Source organism: Labrys sp. KB_33_2 (assembly GCF_052114505.1).
GTDB lineage: Bacteria > Pseudomonadota > Alphaproteobacteria > Rhizobiales > Labraceae > Labrys.
Genome location: NZ_JBFREW010000001.1, coordinates 105,502 through 125,477, shown reverse-complemented (window position 1 = coordinate 125,477; position 19,976 = coordinate 105,502). Strand labels below are relative to the sequence as shown.

Here is a 19,976-nt window from a genome sequence, read left to right as displayed (position 1 = left end):
GGAGCCAGCTCGATCAAACCGAGGCGCGCGCTGCCACTTCCGCTTCCTCTTCGCGCGTAAAATTGCGTCCCAGGGCAGCGACAAGCACGCCGGCAAGCAGCACGGCACCACCCAGGATCGTGGTCAAGCGCGGCGCCTCGCCGAAGAAGAGATAGACCCAGACGGGCCCGAGAATCATTTCGGTCTGGGCCAACAAGGTGAGTTGCCCGGCGCCGACATGGCGAGCTGCTGCATTGAGCAGATACATGCCGCCGCCGATGAACACGGCGCCATGGATCATGGCATAGGTATTTTCCAGCATCGGCGTGGCGATGGTGACGCCATGCAACAGCATGAAGGCGCCGCAGGTGAGGATGGTCAGCGCCGCCCAGCCCAGCACCACGCCCGACATGTCCCTGTCGCGGCCGAGCCGGGCAATGATGGAATAGAGCCCATAGGCAAAGCCCACGCCGAAGCCGGCGAGATTGCCGATGGCATTGCCGCTGCCCAGTTCCCCCCAGGTCATGACCAGCAGGCCCGCGATGCCGATCGCGATGCCGCACCAAGTGGCGACAAGGATGCGTTCCTTCAGGATCACGCGGGCCAGGATGGCGCCGATCAGCGGCGCCGCGCTCGAAAACAGCAGAGCATTGGCGATAGTCGTCGTCTTCATGGCGAAGATGAACAAATCAGCCATCACCGTCATGCACAGCGCGCCGCCGAGCCCGAGCCAGCCGCCCGAAACCATCTGGCGCAGCGGCGACTTGCCCTGCAGCAGCGCCACCCCGAGCACCAGCGGCAGCAGGCCGAAGCTGCGCCAGATGAGATATTGCACGGCGTCGAGATGCGGCGACTCGCGAATGGTGACGCTGCCAAACGAAAACACCGTTCCCGCCGAGAGGGCGAGGAACGCACCGACAAGGTGAGAGCCACGGGAAGACATGACGGTGACGCAACCAAGAGGAAGGACCTTCACAATGCCGGGAATGCGAACATCGAATAGTCCAGGCACGACATTTCTGGCTGATCCGGACCGCAAGTGAGATGGTAGCCTTCCTGGGAGCGGGGACGTCCGCGTTCCAAGGAGTCACGTCCCTGCCTTGCCAGCTACGGTCCCTCTTTCTATTGTCCGACAAGATGGGCGCCGCCAGAGCGCGACGGAAGTGGGAAACGCCATGCTGCTGGGGGCCTTCGGAGACGACTTCACCGGTGCGAGCGACCTCGCCAATACGCTGGCGCGGGCCGGCATGCGCACCTCGCTCACTCTGGGCATTCCCGCCGGCACGGCCCCGGCCGGTGACGACGCGGTGGTGGTCGCGCTGAAATCCCGCTCCATCGACCCGGCCGAGGCGGTGCGTCTTTCGCTGAGCGCGACCGCCTGGCTGAAGGCGAACGGCGCCCGCCAGATCCTGTTCAAATATTGCTCGACCTTCGACTCGACCCCCTCAGGCAATATCGGCCCTGTCGCGGAGTCGGTGCTCGCCGTGCTCAACGCCCCCCTGGCTCTGGTCTGTCCGGCCTTTCCCGGCACGGGCCGCACGCTGTACCAGGGCCATCTTTTCGTTCATGACCGCCTCCTGTCGGAATCCGGCATGGAGCGCCATCCGCTCACCCCGATGACCGATCCCGACATCCGCCGTTGGCTGCAGCTCCAGACGCCGCTGAAGGTCGGCCATCTGCCGCACGCCGTTGTGCGGGCCGGGATTTCGTCTATCAGGACCGCGTTGGCGCACGCCGCGGGCCGCGGCGAACGCCTCATCGTGGCCGATGCAACCAGCAATGAGGATCTGCTCGCACTCGGCGCCAGCCTTGCCGATCATGCCTTCATCACCGGCGCCTCCGGCATCGCCATGGGCCTGCCTGCCAATTATGGCATTGCGCCGGGCCGCACCACGCCGGCCTTCGCCGGGGCTGACGGCCCGGCCGTCATCCTTTCGGGCAGTTGTTCCGAGGCGACCCGCCGGCAGGTTGGCCTCTATGCCCAGAACCACCCGCATATGGCCATCGAGGCCGACGCGGTGATGAATGGCAGCCTCGGGCTCGATACCCTCGTCGATTTCCTCGAAGCCCACCGGGATGCCGCGCCGATGCTCTATTCCTCGGCCGATCCGGAGGTCGTGGCATCAGCCCAGGCGCGCCATGGCCGCGAGGCCCTCGCCCAACGCATCGAAGGCCTGTTCGCCGAACTCGCCCGCGCGGCCCTCAAGCACGGCTTTACCAGGATCGTGGCCGCCGGCGGCGAGACATCCGGTGCCGTCGCCGGCACGCTCGGCAATGCCGTCCTCGCCATCGGGCCGGAAATCGACCCCGGCGTGCCCGCCTTGCAATTGCGGGGGACGAAACCGGTGGCGATCGCGCTCAAATCCGGCAATTTCGGCGCGCCGGACTTCTTCGCCAAGGCCGTGGCCCTGCTGGCCGGAAAGGCGTGAGCATGTCAGGAGACGAAAACCGCCTGCGCGAACAGCTCTGCTTCCTGGCCAAATCCCTGTTCGATCGCGGCTTCACCGTGGGCTCGAGCGGCAATATCAGCGTACGCCTGCCCGACGGCTACCTGGTGACCCCGACCAATTCCTGCCTGGGGCGGCTCGACCCGGCCAGGCTTTCGCGCCTCGATACGGAATGGCGGCATCGGGATGGCGACAAGCCGACCAAGGAAATTCCGCTCCATCGCGCCATGCTCGCCGCAAGGCCGCAGGCCGGGGCCGTCGTCCATCTGCATTCGACCTATGCGACGGCGGTCTCCTGCCTCGACGATGTCGATCCCGTCGATGCCTTGCCGCCGCTCACGCCCTATTTCGTCATGCGGATCGGGCGCCTTGCCATCGTGCCCTACACCGCGCCCGGCGATCCGGCCGTGGAGCACCACATCGCCGCAGCAGCGCCCCGCCACAAGGCGATCCTGCTCGCCAATCACGGCCCGGTCATCGCCGACACTACGCTGGAAGCCGCCGTCCATGCGGCAGAGGAGCTGGAGGAAAGCGCTCGCCTCTTCATCGTCACCCGCGGCATGGCGGTGCGAGCGCTGACGCCGGCGCAGGTCGGCGCGCTGGAAAGCCAATTCGGCAAGGCCTGAAGATCGCTCGTCACCCAACAACCGCTTCAGGTTAGCAAAGCGCGGATTTCTACCCTCCCCTGTAGGGGGAGGGTCGGCCTGAAAGGCCGGGGTGGGGTGAAAATACGCAGCTCGAGACGACAGCGACTATCATTCTTGCAAAGGCGCCACCCCACCCCGACGCATCGCGTCGACCTCAGGCCATTCCAAGAGGAATGGCCGATCCCTCCAGGGGAGGATAAAAAGCGCGCTCGCTTTCGATAGGAACTCATCGCTGCTCGCCGGGGGCGATAGCCCCGTCCATCACCCCTCGAAGCCGCGATAGCGCCGCTTGTAGTCGGTGTCGTAGAGCGCGCTCTCGCGAAAATCCTCGGTGGCGAGCGTACGCCCGATCAGGATCAAAGCGGTGCGCTCCATCGGCTCGGCCGCGATCTTGCCTTCGATGTCGCCGAGCGTGCCGGTGACGACACGCTCATCCGGCCAGCTCGCCCGGAAGACCACCGCAACCGGGCAGCCGCTGCCGTAATGCGGCGTCGTCTCCGCCACCACGCGGGCCAGCGCATGGATGGAAAGATGCACCGCCAGCGTCGCACCGGTCTGCGCGAAGGCCTCGAGCGTCTCGCCCTCCGGCATCGCCGAGGCCCGGCCCGAAGTGCGCGTCAGCACCACCGATTGCGCCACTTCCGGCAGCGTGAGCTCCTTGCCGAGCACCGCGGCGGCAGCCGCAAAGGACGGCACACCCGGGGTAATGGTATAAGGAATGCCGAGGGCCCTGAGGCGGCGGGTCTGCTCGCCCAGCGCGCTCCAGATCGAAAGATCCCCTGAATGCAGCCTGCTCACGTCGAGGCCTTCGGCATGCGCCCGTTCGATCTCGGCCATGATCAGGTCGAGCGTCAGGGGCGCGGTATCGACCACGCGTGCATCCCCAGGCGCCAGCGCAATGATTTCCGGTGGCACCAGGGAGCCGGCATAGAGGCAGACCGGACAGCGCGCCACGAGATCGCGGCCGCGCACGGTGATGAGGTCGGGCGCGCCGGGACCGGCGCCGATGAAATGAACGGTCATGTCAGGCCTCGTTGACGGCGATGGCGCAGGTGGCATTCGCACTGGCGATGCGCGCCCGCTTGAGTATGGATTGCGGACCGGCGCCGGCGAGCGCTGCCGTCTCGGCCACGCTGCCGAGACCGGTCAGGGCGACCACGCGCTCCGAACGGGTCAGCACACGTGGCTCGGCGGCCTCCAGCGCGGCTTGCGGAACCAGCACGAGCGGTACGCCGAGGCTGGCGGCGGCTTCCGCCAACCCCGCCTCGCCCTGCTTGAAGGCCGGTGCGAACAGGCCCGAAAGCGCCGAGAGCTCAAAGCCGGCCTCCTGCAGGGCCAACCGGACGAGATCGGCGATTTCATCGGCCGGACACCCTTTCCGGCAGCCGAGACCGGCGGCGACGAACAGCTTCACGGCTTGACCACGCTCCATTGCGTCACCGGCATGGCGGGGCGCCAGCCATGCATGCTGCCGACGGGCACCAGCCGCTCTACGCCGAGACGGATCAGATCGCCGCCATGCTGGGTGAAACGCCGGGCCAGGGCCTGCTCGCTTTCCAGCGTAACGGCATTGGCGACGAGGCGCCCCCCGGGGCGCAGGGCAGCCCAGGCGGCCTCGAACACGCCGTCATCCCCCGTTCCCCCACCGATGAAGACGGCATCGGGGCGGTCCAGTGCGACCAGCGCGGCCGGCGCCGCGCCAGTGACGAGGCGCAGATGCGGCACTCCGAGATTGATGGCATTGACCAGTGCCCGCGCTGCCCTGTCGGCATTTTCCTCAATGCCGATGGCCCGGTTGGACGGGTGGCGCAACAGCCATTCGATGGCAACCGAACCGGCTCCCAGGCCGATATCCCAGAGCAATTGGCCCTTGAGCGGGGCCAGCGCCGACAGGGTCACGGCACGGATCTCTCGTTTGGTGAGCTGTCCGTCATGCTCGAAGAACGCGTCGGGCAGGCCAGTGGCAAGCGGCAATGGGCGGGCATCCGGGCCGGCAACCACCTCGATGGCCAGGACATTAAGCGGATCGATCCCGTGGAGATCGAAGGCTTCTGCCCGGGCGGAGCGGATCCTCTCGCCGGTCCCGCCGATGCGCTCCAGCACGGTCAGGCGGGACAAGCCGAATCCGAGCTCGGTAAGGCGGGCAGCCGCCTTGGCGGCCGTGCGGCCATCCCAGGTCAGGGCCAGGATGCGGGCATCGGGCTGGACATGCGGTATCAGCGTCTCGAACGGCCGGCCATGCAGCGAGATCAGGGCGCACTCCTGCTGTGCCCAGCCGAGCCGCGCCGCTGCCAGGGAGAAGGACGAGGGCGCGGGATGGCAGGCGATCTCCTCGGGCGGGATGAAACGCGCCAGCGTGACGCCGACACCCCACAGGAACGGATCCCCGGAGGCCAGCACGACGACCCGGCGCCCTCGAGCCGCCTTGATCGGGCCGATGGCATCGGTCAGAGGGCTCGGCCAAGTCAGCCTTTCCGCCAGCCTTTCGGCCGTTCCTTCCGGCACCATCGCCAGGTGCCTGGCGCCACCGACCAGCAGTTCGGCCCTGTCAACCACGGCGGCCGCCAGCGGCGACAAGCCGGCCATGCCGTCCTCGCCGATGCCGACGATCGACAGCCAGCGATCCGAGTGCTTGATAGGGCTCATCCGACCCTCACGAGACGACAGCGCATTTCAGTTCCAACGCAATTCACTTAAGAAGAAACGCTCCGGTTTGTCATAGCCGGGCTTGACCCGGCTATCCAGAAGCCACTCGCAATCGGGCAAAAAGCTGGATTGCCGGGTCAAGCCCGGCAATGACAAAGGTCGAACCAACGTGAGTGACGCTTAAGTGACCCGCACCAATTCCCGTCCCCATGTCCTGCTGCTCGGCGGCACCAGCGAGGCTTCGGCCCTGGCTAGGCTGCTGGCCGCGCGCCCCGACATTCCGGCCATGGTGTCCCTTGCCGGGCGGACGATCAATCCCATCGAGCCACCGATCGCCTATCGTATCGGCGGCTTCGGCGGCGTCGAGGGGCTTTGCGCCTTTCTCGACGAGCATGCGGTCACCGCGCTCGTCGATGCCACCCATCCCTTCGCCGAACGCATGTCGGCCAATGCGGTCGAGGCAGCCCGGCGCATGGGCGTGCCCCTGCTTGCCTTGCGGCGTCCTGCCTGGCAGGCGGCGGACGGCGATCGCTGGAGCGAAGTGGCGGACGCCGAGGCCGCGGTTCAGGCGCTGGGCGCCGCGCCGCGGCGCGTCTTCCTGACCACCGGCCGCCTCGAACTGCCGGCCTTCCTCGCCGCGCCCCAGCATTTCTATCTGGTCCGTTCGGTCGATCCGCCGGACGAGCTGCCGCCGCGCGCCAAGCTGATCCTTGCCCGCGGCCCCTTCGCGGAGACGGACGAAATCGGCCTCATGCGGGAAGAGGCCGTCGATATCGTGGTCACCAAGAATTCCGGCGGCAGCGCCACCTATGGCAAGATCGCCGCCGCGCGGCGCCTCAGCCTGCCGGTCATCCTGCTGCGCCGGCCTGAGACGGCCGAGGTGAAGACGGTGGCGACGGCGCAGGAGGCCTTGGCCTGGATCGAGCGGCAGGGATAGCCGGCCTGCCCAGGGGGTCACGCTTCCCATCTCCGGGGTGAATAGATCCAGGGCTCCGCATTGCCGCGCTCGATCAGCCGGGTCTGGGAGGAGCCGATCAGCACGAGCGTGCGCATATCGACTTCTTCTGGCTTCACTGCCGACAGGCTGGTCAGGATGATCTCCTCGTCCGGCCGGCCGACGGCCTTGGCGAGCACGACGACGCGCTCGCCGGCTTGGCGGCGCAGCACGTCGAATGCCTTGCCGATCTGCTCGGGCCGGGCCTTCGAGGCCGGGTTGTAGAAGGCGAGCACGAAATCACCCTCCACCGCCGCAATCAGCCGTTTCTCGATGATGGACCAGGGCTTGAGATTGTCGGACAGCGAGACCACGCAGAAATCATGCCCGAGCGGTGCGCCGAGCCGCGCGGCAGCGGCCAGGACAGCGGTGACGCCGGGAGCGACCATGATGTCGAGGTCACGCCAGGCCGGATCCCCCGCCTCGACCGCCTCGAAGACCGCCGCCGCCATGGCGAAGACGCCGGGATCCCCGCCCGAGACCACGGCAACGCGTGCCCCGCCGGCTGCGAGTTCGAGCGCGTGGCGGGCACGATCGACCTCGACCCTGTTGTCGCTGGCATGGCGCTTCGCCGGGCTTGCCGGCACGCGGTCGACATAGGGGCCGTAGCCGATGATATCGGTCGCCTCCGCCAGCAACGCGCTGGCTTCGGGCGTGACCCACTTCGCCGGCCCTGGCCCGAGGCCGATGATCATGACGCGGCCGGTCACAGCCGCCGCCCCTGGCCGGGCACCAGCAGCATGGCGAAATAGGGCGCACCGGTGAAATTGGCTGGCGGCAGCTTCATGATCTTCTCGCCGGCCATGGTGCCGCGTTCGACATAGACGGTGCGCTCGGCGAGATTCAGTTCCTCCAGCACGGCGCGAACTTTCGAAAAATGCCGGCCGAGCTTCATGATCACCGCCGCGTCCGCAAGTTCGAGATGGCGCCTGAGCGCCGCCTCGTCCAGCGTCGCGGGCAGGACGGTGAGGATATCGTCGCCATAGGTGATAGGCGTGCGGGCCCGTGTCCAGCAGCCCGCCATGCCCGAAACGCCGGCGACAACCTCGGTCTCGTAGGAGGGAGCCAGACGATGGAAGATCGGCATGAAGGAGCCGTAGAAGAAGGGATCGCCCTCCGACACCACCACGACATCGCGACCGGCATCGAGGTGATCGGCCAGCCGGCGCGCCGATTCGTCATAGAAGCCGCCGAGCGCCGAATGGTAGACCGGATCGGCGGCGGACACTTCCGTCGTCATCGGATAGGCCAGTTTTTCCTCAATGACGCCATCGGCAAGAAAGCCTTCGATGATGGTGCGGCCATGGCCGCGCTGCCCCTGCTTGCAGAAATAGGCAATGACGGGCGCGGCGCGGATGAGGCGCGCCGCCTTCAGGGTCATCAACTCGGGATCGCCGGGGCCGACGCCAACGCCATAGAGACGACCCAAGGGAGACGTCGGGCTATTCATTCGATTTCGCTCGCCAGGGCGTTGATCGACGCCGCTGTCATGGCGCTGCCGCCCTTGCGGCCCCGCACGATCAGCCAGGGCACCTTGCCCCAGGCCTTGAGGTCGTCCTTGGATTCGGCGGCACCGACGAAACCGACGGGAATGCCGAGAATGGCAGCGGGCCTGGGCGCACCGCGGTCGATCATGTCCATGAGATGGTAGAGCGCGGTCGGCGCATTGCCGATGGCAACCACGGCGCCGCCGAGACGCTCACGCCAGAGTTCCATGGCCGCCGCAGTGCGGGTGTTGCCGATCTTGCGGGCAAGATCGGGCGTGCGTGGATCGTCGAGCGTGCAGATCACGTCATTGTCAACAGGCAGGCGGGCGCGGGTCACTCCATTGGCCACCATCTTCGAATCGCACAACAAGGGCGCGCCGGCCCTGAGCGCAGCGCGCGCGCTCGATACCAAGTCGGAAGACATCTCGACATCGGCAGCGACCTCGACCATGCCGCAGGCATGGATGATGCGCACGACGACGGGGGCCTCGAGGGCCGAAAAGCGCGACAGGTCGCTTTCGGCACGGATCATCGCGAAGGAGCGGCGATAGATCTCGGCACCGTCACGGATATAGTCGCGTTCAGACATGGTCACAGCTCTTGAAACTCTTTTCGGCTGGAAGAAACTGCAATTCCATCGAATCGCAACTGTCTCCAACTCCTTGTTCTAGCGCATTTTCTTAATCGGAAAGTCGCTCAACTTTTCTGGAAAATGCTGTAGTCGCTTGGCCAAAAACGCCGTCAATTCGCCCAAGGACATCGGTTCCGTCTCGCTCGGCGCCTTGCTGTCGGCGTCGAAGGCGATGCCGTAGCGTCCGCCCTGCCCCACCAGCGTGATCGAGGCTGGCGCGCGCCGCGCGCAGCCCTTGGCACAGCCCGAGACATGCACGCTCGCCCCCCTTTCGATAAAACCGGCCAGTGCCGGCGCCAACCTGGCAGCATCGGCTTGTGCCGGCGCTTCGCCGGATAGACAAGAAGGGCTGCCGGGGCAAGCGGCGATGGCAAGTCGCGGATCGTTGGGATCGACGACGAGGCCTAGGGACGACACCTCCGTGGCGATGTCGACGGCAAGCGGCGCCAGCAGGATGGCGCGCCAGGGCGTCAGGCGCAGCGTAGCGCCATGACGCGCCGCGATGGCAGCGAGGCCTTCGAGCTGGCCGGCATCGAGCCGCCCGAACGGAGCCGCGGCGGTAAAGAAGCCCGCGTCGTGGGGGCCGGCGAGACGAGTGGGTGCAACTGCCTTCTCCACGAAGTGGGGAAGGTGGCCCGACGAAGTCGGGCCGGATGGGGTGGGGTTCGCTAGAAGCATATTATCCGGATAGAGTGCCGCTAGCGGGCCACACCCCATCCGTCGTTGCTTCGCAACGCCACCTTCCCCACTTCGTGGAGAAGGTAAGTGTGCCTCATCCTGCAACCGCCTCACCAGATCGCGCATGCGGCGTTCATCGGGCTGGCGCAAAGCGAGGAAGCGCTCGGCAACGCCGAGGGCCGCCTCCAGGGCTTCTTCCACCCTCACCCGTCCGAGTACTTCCCCACCGGCTTCCAGGCGGAGATGCCCGTCATCCTCGGGCCGGAGGGCGATATCGGCCTCGACGCCGTCAAGCGGCAGCACGCCGCCGCCGTCGAGCAGAAAGCCGAACTTGGCCGGGAGAGAATGGAAACGCTCGTTTCCAATCAGCCTCAGCTCCAGCGCTCGGATCATAGGGTGCACGTCAACAGGCGCGCTCGGATCGAGCCCGGCGAGCGGGCTTGCAATCACGTTGCGGACCTGTTCGGCGGCAGCACTGGCATCGAGCAGGCCCAGTTCGGCAAGCCGGTCGAGCAAAGGCTGCAGGGTTTCGTCGCTGACGCCGCGCATCTGCAGATTGGCACGGGAGGTCAGATCGATCAGGCCATTGCCGAAGCGCCGGGCAGCCTCGGCCAGCGCGGCCGCGCGTTCCGGGCTGAGATCCCCACCGGTGAGACGTACCCGCACGATCAGCCCGTCCCCCGAGCGCATCGGCCTGAGCGCCCCCGGACACCAGCCCTTGACCTGATTGGACGGCTCGCTCACGCCGCTCTCCCAGCTTCGTCCAGCAGGCGGCTGGCCGAATTGCGACGCGGCTGCCACAGCCCCCGGCGGATCGCTTCCGCCAGCCGCGCCCGGATCGCCCGACCCGCAGCGGGATTGGCTGAAGCGAGGAAGGCCGCAACCTCCTCGTCCTCGACATAGGCTTCGTGCATGCGATCGAAGGCGGCGTTGGTGACGATGCCGGCCGTCGCCGAGAAGGCGAACAGCGAATCCATGGCATTGGCCATCTCGGCGGCCCCGGCATAGCCATGCACCATCATGCCGTCGATCCAGCGCCGGCTGGCGGCCCGGCCATGCACGAGGCGGCCGACCTCCTCGCCGAGGCTGCGCAAACGTGGCGCCTGCGGATTGGAGAGATCGGCGTGATAGAGGGCGGCCTTGGCACCGAGTGCTTCCAGCGCCGCCGCAAAACCGCCCTGGTAGGCCGCGAAGGTGACGTCGTCGAGGATGTCGATCTCGCGATGATCCTGGCCATGGACATGGGCATCGGCCGAGGCGACCCGCTCGGCGAAGACAGCCGGTACGGCATCGCCCTCGATGCCGGCGCCATAGGCATGGCCGCTCGCGGCGAGATAATCACGCCCGAGATCGGCCCGCGTCTCCCAGGCTCCCCGCGCGATACGGTCGGTGATCCCCGCGCCATAGGCTGATGGGGCAGCGCCGAAGATGCGCAGCGGGCGCTCGCCGCTCGCCTTCGCCGTGGCGGCCAGCGGATTCCATTCCGCGCTTTCCTCCAGGGCGGCGACGGCCCTGACCGCTTCGTCGAACAGCGCGATCTGCTGGGCGAACACATCGCGGAACAGGCCTGATATGCGCAGGGTCACGTCGACGCGCGGCCGGTCGAGCCGCGCCTGCGGCAGGATCTCGAAGCCCGAGACGCGATTGGAGCCGTTGTCCCACACCGGCTTGACGCCCAGCAGGGCCAATCCTTGAGCGAGATCGTCGCCACCGGTGCGCATGGTCGCCGAGCCCCAGAGGTCGAGCACGATACGTTTGGGATAATCGCCGTGATCCTGCAGATAGCGCTGGATCAAGGCATCCGCCGCACGCGATCCAATCGCGTAGGCGGCGCGGGTCGGAACCGCCCGTGGGTCTGTTGTGGTGAGGTTACGTCCGGTCGGCAGCACGTCGGCGCGCCCGCGCGTCGGCGCCCCGGCGGGGCCGGGCCGCACGAAAAATCCGTCGAGGCCGGCGAGAAGGCTTGCCATTTCGCTGTCACCGCAACTGTCGAGCCGAGCGGCCAAAACCGGACGCTCCTCCTCGCCGCAGGAGGCAGCCAGGACATCGAGGAGGTGGGCGCTCTCCTCCGGCCGACGCCCGAAGACATGCAGCCCGTCGCGGATCTGCAATTCCTTGACGTCGCACAGGAAGGCATCGAGGCGCGCCAGCGTCTCGTCCTCGTCGAGGCCGGGAGCGATGCCGCATTCGGCGCTCAGGCCTGTTTCGACGGCTCGCTCGAGGATCTCGCGCCTGAGATAGGCCATGCGGCGCTGGTCGAGGCCATCGGCGCTGGCATATTCGTCGATCAGGCGCTCGACCTCGATGGCCCCGCCGGAAAGGCCAGCCTCCCGCAAGGGCGGGGTGAGATGGCCGATGGTGACGGCGCCGAGCCTGCGCTTGGCCTGTGCCGCCTCGCCGGGATTGTTGACGATGAAGGGATAGAGCACCGGCACGGACCCTGCAGCCAGTTCCGGAAAGCACTGGGCAGATAGGGCCGCCGCCTTGCCTGGCAGCCATTCCAGCGTGCCATGCGTGCCGAGATGGATCATCGCGTCGATGCCGAAAACCTGGCGCAACCACAGATAGAAGGCGAGATAGGCATGGCGCGGCGGCAGATCGGGCGAATGGTGGTCGCCCTTGCGGTCAAGGGCCGAGCCGCGATCGGGCTGCACTGCCACCGCGACATGGCCGCAGAGATGGCCCGCAAAGCGGAAGGCGCCGTCGAGGCAAAGCGGATCGGCTGATGGATCGCCCCACTGGGCCGCGAGCTTGTCCCGGAGGGTAACGGGAAGGGTGTCGAGCCAACTCCGGTAAACCGCGAGCGGGAGGGAAAGCTCCCTGGGATCGGAGGCTTCCGGCGTGCTCTTATCGGCCGTGTTTCCGAGGGCAGGCTCGAGGCTTGCAATCCCAGGAAGAGATCGGCCCAACCGCTCCAGCAGATCGGCACCGCTTTGTGGCAGATCACCAACTACATACCCCTCGTCGCGAAGCCGCTCCAGGATCGCCAGGGCCGAGGCGGGCGCATCGAGGCCAACGGCATGGGCGAGACGGCCGTCTGCACCCGGATAGTTCGAGAGGATCAGGCCGAGCCTGCGCTCCGTCCGCGCCTTGGCGGCGAGACGGGCCCAGGCGGCGGCCTTGGCGGCCACGGCGGCGATGCGCTCGTGATGGGGAGCATGGGCGAGACGGCTGAAGGTGCCCTCCTCGCGTTCGGCCTTGAAGGAGATCACGCCAGCCGAAAGGCGGCCATCGAGTTCCGGCAAGGCGACATGCATGGCAAGGTCGCTGGCCGACAGCCCGCGGGTCGAGGCTTCCCAGGCCTCCTGCGCCGAGGAGGAGGTGATCACCTGCAGGACGGGGCAGCCGGCCACGTCCAGCGGCGAAGCACCGTCGTCGGCCAGGGCCGAGAAGGCAGTGGCATTGAGGATCACCCGGGGCTGAAGGTCCTCAAGCTGCCGGCGCACCCATGCCGCCGTTTCCCCATCCTTGAGCGAACCGACATAGAGGGCGGATACGGCGAGGCCCTCGGCACCGAGGGCCAGCGTCAAGGCCTCGATGGGAGCAGTGTCGGCTGAGAGCAGGATGGAGCGATAGAAGAGGATGACAGCGCGCCCATACCCTCTCCTCGATGGGGAGGGTCGAGGCGAGGACGCCTGCGCTCCAAGGAACACCCCATATTTCAGCACGGCGACCGGTGCTTCCGGCTCGCCGAAATCGAAACCGCCCAGCCTTGCGGCATAAAGCAGCGAGGCATGGGCATTTTGCGGGCCGCCTTCACGCCAGTAATGCGCGAGCCGGTCCAGGGCATCCTGGGGCACGGTGGAGAGCTGGGACAGGCGTCCATCGGGCCTATCGTCACCGGGAATCAAGGCGAGCGCAATGCCATTGTTGCGTGCCGTCGCGGCCAGTTCCTCCGCGCCATAGCGCCAATAATCGAGTCCGCCGAGCAGGCGCACCACGATCACCCTGGCATGGCGAGCAGTCTTCTCGATATAGAGGTCAACAGACATCGGATGGCGCAGCTTCTGCAACGGCGCCAGGCGCAAATCGTCAAGGCCGGAAGCGGCCGCCAGAGCGAGGTCGCTATCGGTCAGCGAGGCGAACACGATCGCGCCGGGTGCCTGACCCAGATCGATGGCGGCCTCGCTGGCGTCGAGCGAACGCGTATCGGCCGGCAGCAGATGCATCAGCCCTCCAGCGTCTTGCGGATGCCGGCCTGGTCGATACCCTTCTCGCCGATGATGACGAGGCGGCTCGAACGGGTTTCCTCCGGCGCCCAGGCGCGGTCGAAATGCTGCGAGAAACGGGCGCCGACGCCCTGGACCAAGAGGCGCATCGGCTTGCCGTCGACAGCGACGAAGCCCTTGATGCGCAGGATATCATGTTCCTCGGCCGCCGCCTTCAGCTTGTCCACCAGGGCATCGGCATCGAGAATGGCGGGCAGGTCGACGATGAAGGTATCGAAGTCGTCGTGGTCGTGCTCGGCCTCGTGGTCGTGGTGGGAGGGACGCGCCTCCAGATCGTTCTCGGCCGCGGCCCCGAGGCCGAGCAGCACGGCGGCATCGATGCGGCCCTCGGAGGTGCGCACCACCTTGACGGCGCGCGGCACCGTCTTCTCGATGTCCTTCTCCACGCTGTCGGCTTCGCCGGCGGAAAGGAGATCGGCCTTGTTGAGCACGACGAGGTCGGCGCAGAGGAGCTGGTCCTCATAGACCTCCTCGAGCGGATTGTCGTGGTCGAGGGAGGCGTCGCCCTCGGCCTGGCGCTTGAGCTCTTCCGGATCATCGGCAAAGCGTCCGGCCGCAACCGCGGCGCCGTCGACCACGGCGATGACGCCGTCGACGGTGACACGCGAACGGATCGCCGGCCAGTTGAAGGCCTTGACCAGCGGCTTGGGCAGAGCGAGGCCAGAGGTCTCGATCACGATATGCTCGGGCGGGTTGGGGCGCGACAGCAACATTTCCAGCGCCGGCACGAAATCATCCGCCACGGTGCAGCAGATGCAGCCATTGGCGAGTTCGACGATGGCGTCTTCCGGGCAGCTCTCGATGCCGCAGGACTTCAGGATATCGCCGTCGACGCCGACATCGCCGAACTCGTTGACGATCAGCGCCAGCCTGCGGCCATTGGCGGTGGCCAGCAGATTGCGGATCAGCGTTGTCTTGCCGGCTCCGAGAAAGCCGGTGACGATGGTGCAGGGAACTTTGGTGTGCGCGTTCATTCGGCGGCGTCCTTGAGTGTTGGCATGGGTGGGATGCGCGCGATCATGCTGCGCTTGAAGACTTCAGGACGGCCGCGCCAGGGCATCAGGCCGTCGGTGGAATGGGCCAGCAGGCTGACGCCGGTGAGGACGTCGGGGCCGCTCTCGGCACTGAGATCACCGAAGACATAGGTCCAGGTACCTTCGGCCGTGAGCGCCACCGTGCAGGAACGCTTGCAATTGCCCAGACATTCGACCGGCTGCAACTCGACGCCTTCAGGCAGCATGCCGGCGAGCGCATCGCGCAGCCGTGCCCCCTGGCGCGGCGCGTCGGGATCGTCGCCCTCGCGCCTGCAGGTCACGCAGACGAGCAGCCGAACTGGAAGAGGTGTTTGTGGCATCGGCCCTGTTCATCGCCGCCGAAGCGGATGGAGGGCGCGGGACCGACGGCGAGGCCGACGATCGTCCGGGAAAACGGAACCGGCCTCCGAGGCGCCCCGCCCGGACCGGTGACAAGGTTGCGAACGGCAGGTCTCCTGGCTCGCAGCTCATCGCCCCCCGCCGCCTTCCCGGTTACCCAGTGGCCTCGAGGCGGGGCGCTCGCCGCTTACAGTTGCGGGGGCAGCCGCGGCTTTGGCATCCAAGGCAGCCATCGACTGGCCGCTCTTCATCCGCACCGCATTCCCTCTTCTCTCATAACGAGAGACCGATCGTGGCTGACATAAGGGGTGTGCGGACGGGCTTGTCAATGTTCCCGCTTCCAAAGCACGCGCAAAATCCGGCATAAAGGGCGGCGACGTCGCCACACCAACGAGGTTGCCATGCCCGAAGAGAAGCTGCCGCCGATACCGTCATCCGAGCCGCAGAAGATCGACGTCATCTTCCGTGGCGGTTCGGTGACGGCCATCGGCGTCGTGCTCGCCTTCTCGCTGGGCTTTCTCAACAACTGGGCATCGCAGCCAGGAACCTGGATCCCGGAAGACCTGGCCGCCGTCTTTCTCATCGGGGGCGGCATCATCTTCCAAGTCTGGGCGCTGGCCGGCATGCTCTCGGTCAAATCACTGGAGGCGCCAGTCTATCGCCGCATCGTGCGCACCTTCATGATCGGCCTCATCCTCGTCTCGGTCGGCGTCCTCGTCGCCATCGCCGGCGACGCGCTCGGCTATAGCCGGATCTGGTTCAAGCAATAGGCCGGGGGCCCCTTCGCAACTGGCGGCCACATTTCTCGACCGTTTCCAGACTGCACAAACTCTCACGTCTGCGTTACCCGTCACCCCGCCGCCATGATTGCCGCCACAATTCTGCCTTCCCGCAATCGCCCACCAGAAGGCCGACGCCGATGGGCCCGGCACTTCTGCCCGGCATCAGCCGCTGGAAGGCCTGCCCATGGTTGCCATCACCGTCAATTCGACCGTCCACCGGCTCGACATCGAGCCCGAGACCCCTCTGCTCTGGGTCCTGCGCGATGAACTCGGCCTCACCGGCACCAAGTTCGGCTGCGGCATCGCCCAATGCGGCGCTTGCACCGTCCATGTGAACGGCGCCGCCATCCGTTCCTGCCAGACCCAGATCGGTGACGTCGACGGCGCCACCATCACCACGATCGAAGGCCTGTCGGCGGACGGCAAGCATCCGGTCCAGCAGGCCTGGCTCGCCGAGGACGTGCCGCAATGCGGCTATTGCCAGTCGGGCCAGATCATGGCCGCCGTCGCCTTCCTGAAGGATACGCCCACCCCCACCGACGCGGATATCGACAACGGCATCACCAATATCTGCCGTTGCGGCACCTATCCGCGCATTCGCGCCGCCATCCATCGCGCCGCCGAACTGATGAAGGGATGAGGCCATGAACGCGATCGACCGCACGTCCACCGCGCTGAGCCGGCGCAGCTTTCTCGCCATCGGCTTCTCTGCCGCCGGCGGCCTGATGATCGGCGGGTTCATCCCCGCTGCATCACAGGCCCTTGATATCGCCGACCAACCCTGGGGCGGTGCTTCCACCGACGGCGAGATCAATGCCTGGATCCTGATCGAGCCCGACGACACCGTGATCATCCGCGTGGCGCAATCGGAAATGGGCGAAGGCATCTTCACGGCCCTGCCGATGATCGTCGCCGAGGAACTCGGTTGCGACTGGGCCAAGGTGAAGCCCGAATACGCCTCGGCCAACCGGAATTTGCGCGAGAACACCGTCTACAAGCGCATGGGTACCGGCGGTTCGGGCGCCGTGCGCCGCTCGCGCGAATTCCTGCAGGCAGCCGGCGCCAATGCCCGCGAAAGGCTGGTGCAGGCTGCTGCCTCGCGCTGGCAGGTGGCGGCCGAAAGCTGCAGCGTCGATGCCGGCAAGGTGCTGCATCAGGCCAGCAATCGCAGCCTGCGCTTTGGCGAGCTGGCCGGCGAGGCTGCCAAGGTCACGCTGACGAGGGAGCCGGCCATCAAGACGCCCGAACAGTTCACGCTGATCGGCAAGCCGCTGGCGCGTCTGGATACGCCGCCCAAGCTGACGGGGGCGGCGCAATTCGGCATCGATATCCGCCTGCCTGACATGGTCTATGCCGCCGTGGTGACCTGTCCCGTCTTCGGCGGCCGCGTGAAATCCCATGACGAAGCCGCCATCAAGGGGCGCCGCGGCATCCTGGCGGTGGTGCCGATCGAGGGCGGCCTCGCCGTGGTGGCCGACCGGTTCTGGCGCGCCAAGGAAGCGGCACTCGCCTTGCCCGTGATATGGGAAGAAGGCTCGGCCGCCGATACGGACAGCAAGGGTTTTGATGCCGACTATGTCGCAGCCCTCGACGGCCCCGCCGTCACGGCGCGCAAGGAAGGCGATGTCGACGCCGCCCTCGCTCGCGGCAAGCGTGTCGACGCCCTCTACCAGGCGCCGCATCTGGCCCATGCGCCGATGGAACCGCTCAACTGCACCGCCCATGTCCATGACGGCAAGGTCGAGGTCTGGATGGGCACGCAGAATCCCGACATGGCGCTCCAGCTCGCCGCCAAGGCGGCCGGTGTCGCGCCCTCCGAGGTGGAGATTCACAATTGCTTCCTCGGCGGCGGCTTCGGCCGGCGCGCCGTCAACGACGAACTCGTGCAGGCCGTGACGGTGTCGAAGGCGGTGGGCAAGCCGGTGAAGCTGGTGTGGACGCGCGAGGAGGACATGCGCCACGACCGCTATCGCCCGCAGGCCGCCATCCGCTTCCAGGCGTCCCTCGGTGACGACGGCCTGCCGGCCGCAATCCATGTCCGCACAGCCGTGGGTTCCATCCAGCGTTCGCTCGGCTGGGGCAAGGTGGAGAACGGGGTCGAACCTTCCGCGGTCGAGGGCCTTGCCAACATGCCCTACCGCTCCGGCGCGGCCCAGGTCGACTGCATCCTCAAGAACACCCATGTGCCGGTGATGTTCTGGCGTTCGGTCGGCTCGTCGCAGAATGCCTTCGCCCTGGAGAGCTTCATCGACGAACTCGCGCTGGCCGCCGGCCAGGATCCGTATCGCTTCAGGCGCAAGCTCCTCGAGGGCAAGCCTGATTTTCTCGCCGTGCTCGATAGGCTGGCTCAGAAGAGCGATTGGGGCAAGCCGCTGCCCAAGGGCCAGGGGCGCGGCATCGCCATCCATGAATCCTTCGGCACCATCGTCGGCGAGGTCGTCGAGCTCGCCGTCAGCCCGCAGGGTGAGGTGAAGGTTCAGCGCGTGGTAGCAGCCGTCGATTGCGGCCATGTCGTCAATCCGCTCACCGTGGAGATGCAGATCGAGAGCGCGGTGATCTATGGCCTCTCGGCCGCCCTGTTCGGCGAGATCACCATCGAGAAGGGCGCGGTGGTGCAGGGCAATTTCGACGACTACCAGGTCGCCCGCCTTGCCGATACGCCTGTCATCGAGACCCATCTTGTGCTCAGCGGCGGCAAGAAATGGGGCGGGATCGGTGAGCCCGGCACGCCGCCGATCGCCCCGGCGGTCTGCAATGCGATCTTCGCCGCTACCGGCAAGCGCATCCGCAGCCTGCCGGTTAGGAACACCGACCTGAAATGGGGACCGGTGTGAGCTTGTTCGGAGCGCGGACTTCCAGTCCGCATCTTGGAAACCTCGCGCTTGCGGTAGAGGAAGATGCGGACTGGAAGTCCGCGCTCCACTTGCCTTCCTGCCCAAGACCCGGCAGGAAGGCTCCATGTCCCAGCCTCGACTCACCCTGGTCCTCGGCGGCGCGCGTTCCGGCAAGAGCCGGCATGCGGAGAACCTGATATCGGCCCATCCCGCCCCCTGGACCTATATCGCCACCGCCGAGACCTTCGACGACGAGATGCGGGCCCGTATCGGCGAGCATCAGGCCCGGCGCGACGCCAATTGGCGCACGGTCGATGCCCCTCTCGCCCTACCCGGAGCACTCGCGGCAACGCAGGGCCCCGTGCTGGTCGACTGCCTGACGCTCTGGCTCACCAACCTCATGCTCGGCGGCCACGACCTCAAATCCGCCTTCCTCCGGCTTCAGGAGAGTCTCGGGGCGACGTCCGGCCCGGTGGTGATGGTCTCCAACGAGGTCGGTCTTTCCATCGTGCCTGACAACGCCCTGGGCCGCGCCTTCCGCGACGAGCAGGGCCGGCTCAATCAACAGATCGCAGCCCTCGCCGACCAGGTGATCTTCATGGTGGCAGGCCTGCCGATGGTGGTGAAGTGATTGGATGCTGACATGACCGACGATGCCGCGCGCCACAAGGCGAAGATGGAAAAGCGCAAGGCGGTGCAGGACGCCGAGGTCGCCTCCAAGACCATCACCGAAAAGGGCCTCTTGATCGTCAATACCGGTCCCGGCAAAGGCAAGTCCACAGCCGCCTTCGGCCTGATCATGCGCGCGCTCGGCCATGGCTGGCAGATCGGCGTGGTGCAGTTCATCAAGGGCGCCTGGTCGACCGGCGAGCGCAAGGCGCTGGAACGCTTCGAGGATCTGGTGACCTGGAAGAGCATGGGCGAGGGCTTCACCTGGGAGACCCAGGACCGCGAGCGCGACGTCGCCGCCGCCGGCCGCGCCTGGGAGGCGGCCAAGGCGATGCTGGCAGACCCCGCCATTCGCCTCGTCGTGCTCGACGAGATCAACATCGCGCTACGCTACGACTATCTCGACCTCACCGAGGTCGTCGAGACCCTGAAGGCACGCCGGCCGGACCTGCATGTCGTCGTCACCGGCCGCAACGCCAAGCCGGAGCTGATCGAGGCCGCCGACCTGGTGACGGAGATGACTCTGGTGAAGCATCATTTCGCCGCCGGGGTGAAGGCCCAGCAAGGCATCGAGTTTTAA

19 protein-coding genes and 1 riboswitch are annotated in these 19,976 nt (G+C 66.9%); of the genes, 8 read left to right on the top strand and 11 right to left on the bottom strand.

The window, feature by feature from the left end; genetic code table 11:
- Nucleotides 1–13: 13 nt before the first annotated feature.
- A complete protein-coding gene (locus tag AB4037_RS00595; RefSeq protein ID WP_441770186.1) occupies nt 14–991 on the bottom strand; it encodes a DMT family transporter in 978 nt (325 codons plus the stop codon).
- 163 nt (nt 992–1,154) lie between these two features.
- Between AB4037_RS00595 and otnK the strand changes: the two genes are divergently transcribed.
- Nucleotides 1,155–2,408: a 3-oxo-tetronate kinase gene (gene otnK, locus AB4037_RS00590; RefSeq protein ID WP_441770185.1), complete on the top strand. Its 1,254-nt coding sequence runs from the start codon at nt 1,155–1,157 to the stop codon at nt 2,406–2,408.
- Nucleotides 2,409–2,410: 2 nt separating this feature from the next.
- Nucleotides 2,411–3,052, top strand: a complete 642-nt coding sequence (gene otnC / locus AB4037_RS00585; RefSeq protein ID WP_441770184.1) for a 3-oxo-tetronate 4-phosphate decarboxylase — start codon at nt 2,411–2,413, stop codon at nt 3,050–3,052.
- A 282-nt stretch (nt 3,053–3,334) separates the two neighbouring features.
- Here otnC and cobM read toward each other — a convergent pair whose 3' ends face one another.
- From cobM to cbiE, 3 genes are read right to left on the bottom strand one after another with little or no spacing between them, the layout of a single operon-like run.
- Nucleotides 3,335–4,096, bottom strand: a complete 762-nt coding sequence (cobM, locus tag AB4037_RS00580; protein ID WP_441770183.1) for a precorrin-4 C(11)-methyltransferase — start codon at nt 4,094–4,096, stop codon at nt 3,335–3,337.
- 1 nt (nt 4,097) lies between these two features.
- Nucleotides 4,098–4,487 carry a cobalamin biosynthesis protein gene (locus AB4037_RS00575; RefSeq protein WP_441770182.1) on the bottom strand — a complete coding sequence of 130 codons (390 nt, stop codon included), beginning with the start codon at nt 4,485–4,487 and terminating at the stop codon, nt 4,098–4,100.
- Nucleotides 4,484–5,719: a precorrin-6y C5,15-methyltransferase (decarboxylating) subunit CbiE gene (gene cbiE, locus AB4037_RS00570; RefSeq protein WP_441770181.1), complete on the bottom strand. Its 1,236-nt coding sequence runs from the start codon at nt 5,717–5,719 to the stop codon at nt 4,484–4,486. Before cbiE ends, AB4037_RS00575 begins: the two co-directional genes overlap by 4 nt.
- Before the next feature lie 184 nt (nt 5,720–5,903).
- Between cbiE and AB4037_RS00565 the strand changes: the two genes are divergently transcribed.
- Nucleotides 5,904–6,656 (top strand): cobalt-precorrin-6A reductase, encoded by a 753-nt coding sequence (locus AB4037_RS00565; protein WP_441770180.1) that lies wholly within the window; start codon nt 5,904–5,906, stop codon nt 6,654–6,656.
- A 17-nt stretch (nt 6,657–6,673) separates the two neighbouring features.
- On the opposite strand, the gene cobJ is transcribed toward AB4037_RS00565, so the two are convergent.
- The 7 genes from cobJ to AB4037_RS00530 form a co-directional block, all read right to left on the bottom strand.
- On the bottom strand, nt 6,674–7,423 hold the full coding sequence (cobJ, locus tag AB4037_RS00560; RefSeq protein WP_441770179.1) for a precorrin-3B C(17)-methyltransferase: 750 nt from the start codon (nt 7,421–7,423) through the stop codon (nt 6,674–6,676).
- Nucleotides 7,420–8,163, bottom strand: coding sequence for a precorrin-2 C(20)-methyltransferase (locus tag AB4037_RS00555; protein WP_441770178.1), 744 nt, complete (start codon nt 8,161–8,163; stop codon nt 7,420–7,422). Before AB4037_RS00555 ends, cobJ begins: the two co-directional genes overlap by 4 nt.
- A complete protein-coding gene (locus AB4037_RS00550) occupies nt 8,160–8,789 on the bottom strand; it encodes a precorrin-8X methylmutase (protein ID WP_441770177.1) in 630 nt (209 codons plus the stop codon). Before AB4037_RS00550 ends, AB4037_RS00555 begins: the two co-directional genes overlap by 4 nt.
- A gap of 78 nt (nt 8,790–8,867) precedes the next feature.
- Nucleotides 8,868–10,253: a precorrin-3B synthase gene (cobG, locus tag AB4037_RS00545; protein ID WP_441770176.1), complete on the bottom strand. Its 1,386-nt coding sequence runs from the start codon at nt 10,251–10,253 to the stop codon at nt 8,868–8,870.
- Nucleotides 10,250–13,678 (bottom strand): cobaltochelatase subunit CobN, encoded by a 3,429-nt coding sequence (cobN, locus tag AB4037_RS00540; protein ID WP_441770175.1) that lies wholly within the window; start codon nt 13,676–13,678, stop codon nt 10,250–10,252. The genes cobG and cobN overlap by 4 nt, the downstream gene beginning before the upstream one ends.
- Entirely contained in the window at nt 13,678–14,712 is a 1,035-nt protein-coding gene (gene cobW, locus AB4037_RS00535; protein WP_434958016.1) for a cobalamin biosynthesis protein CobW, read from the bottom strand. Before cobW ends, cobN begins: the two co-directional genes overlap by 1 nt.
- Complete coding sequence (locus AB4037_RS00530; RefSeq protein ID WP_434958017.1) at nt 14,709–15,092, bottom strand: DUF1636 family protein; 384 nt, start codon at nt 15,090–15,092, stop codon at nt 14,709–14,711. The genes cobW and AB4037_RS00530 overlap by 4 nt, the downstream gene beginning before the upstream one ends.
- A 108-nt stretch (nt 15,093–15,200) precedes the next feature.
- Nucleotides 15,201–15,417, bottom strand: a riboswitch (cobalamin riboswitch).
- Nucleotides 15,418–15,512: 95 nt separating this feature from the next.
- Here AB4037_RS00530 and AB4037_RS00525 point away from each other — a divergent pair.
- The 5 genes from AB4037_RS00525 to cobO all read left to right on the top strand — a co-directional run bounded on the left by AB4037_RS00525 (nt 15,513) and on the right by cobO (nt 19,976).
- Nucleotides 15,513–15,881 (top strand): hypothetical protein, encoded by a 369-nt coding sequence (locus AB4037_RS00525; protein ID WP_434958018.1) that lies wholly within the window; start codon nt 15,513–15,515, stop codon nt 15,879–15,881.
- Between the two features lie 196 nt (nt 15,882–16,077).
- A complete protein-coding gene (locus AB4037_RS00520) occupies nt 16,078–16,533 on the top strand; it encodes a (2Fe-2S)-binding protein (protein WP_434958019.1) in 456 nt (151 codons plus the stop codon).
- A 4-nt stretch (nt 16,534–16,537) separates the two neighbouring features.
- Nucleotides 16,538–18,727, top strand: coding sequence for a molybdopterin cofactor-binding domain-containing protein (locus AB4037_RS00515; RefSeq protein WP_441770174.1), 2,190 nt, complete (start codon nt 16,538–16,540; stop codon nt 18,725–18,727).
- A gap of 124 nt (nt 18,728–18,851) precedes the next feature.
- Complete coding sequence (gene cobU / locus AB4037_RS00510; protein ID WP_441770173.1) at nt 18,852–19,358, top strand: bifunctional adenosylcobinamide kinase/adenosylcobinamide-phosphate guanylyltransferase; 507 nt, start codon at nt 18,852–18,854, stop codon at nt 19,356–19,358.
- Nucleotides 19,359–19,370: 12 nt separating this feature from the next.
- Nucleotides 19,371–19,976 (top strand): cob(I)yrinic acid a,c-diamide adenosyltransferase, encoded by a 606-nt coding sequence (cobO, locus tag AB4037_RS00505; RefSeq protein WP_434958022.1) that lies wholly within the window; start codon nt 19,371–19,373, stop codon nt 19,974–19,976.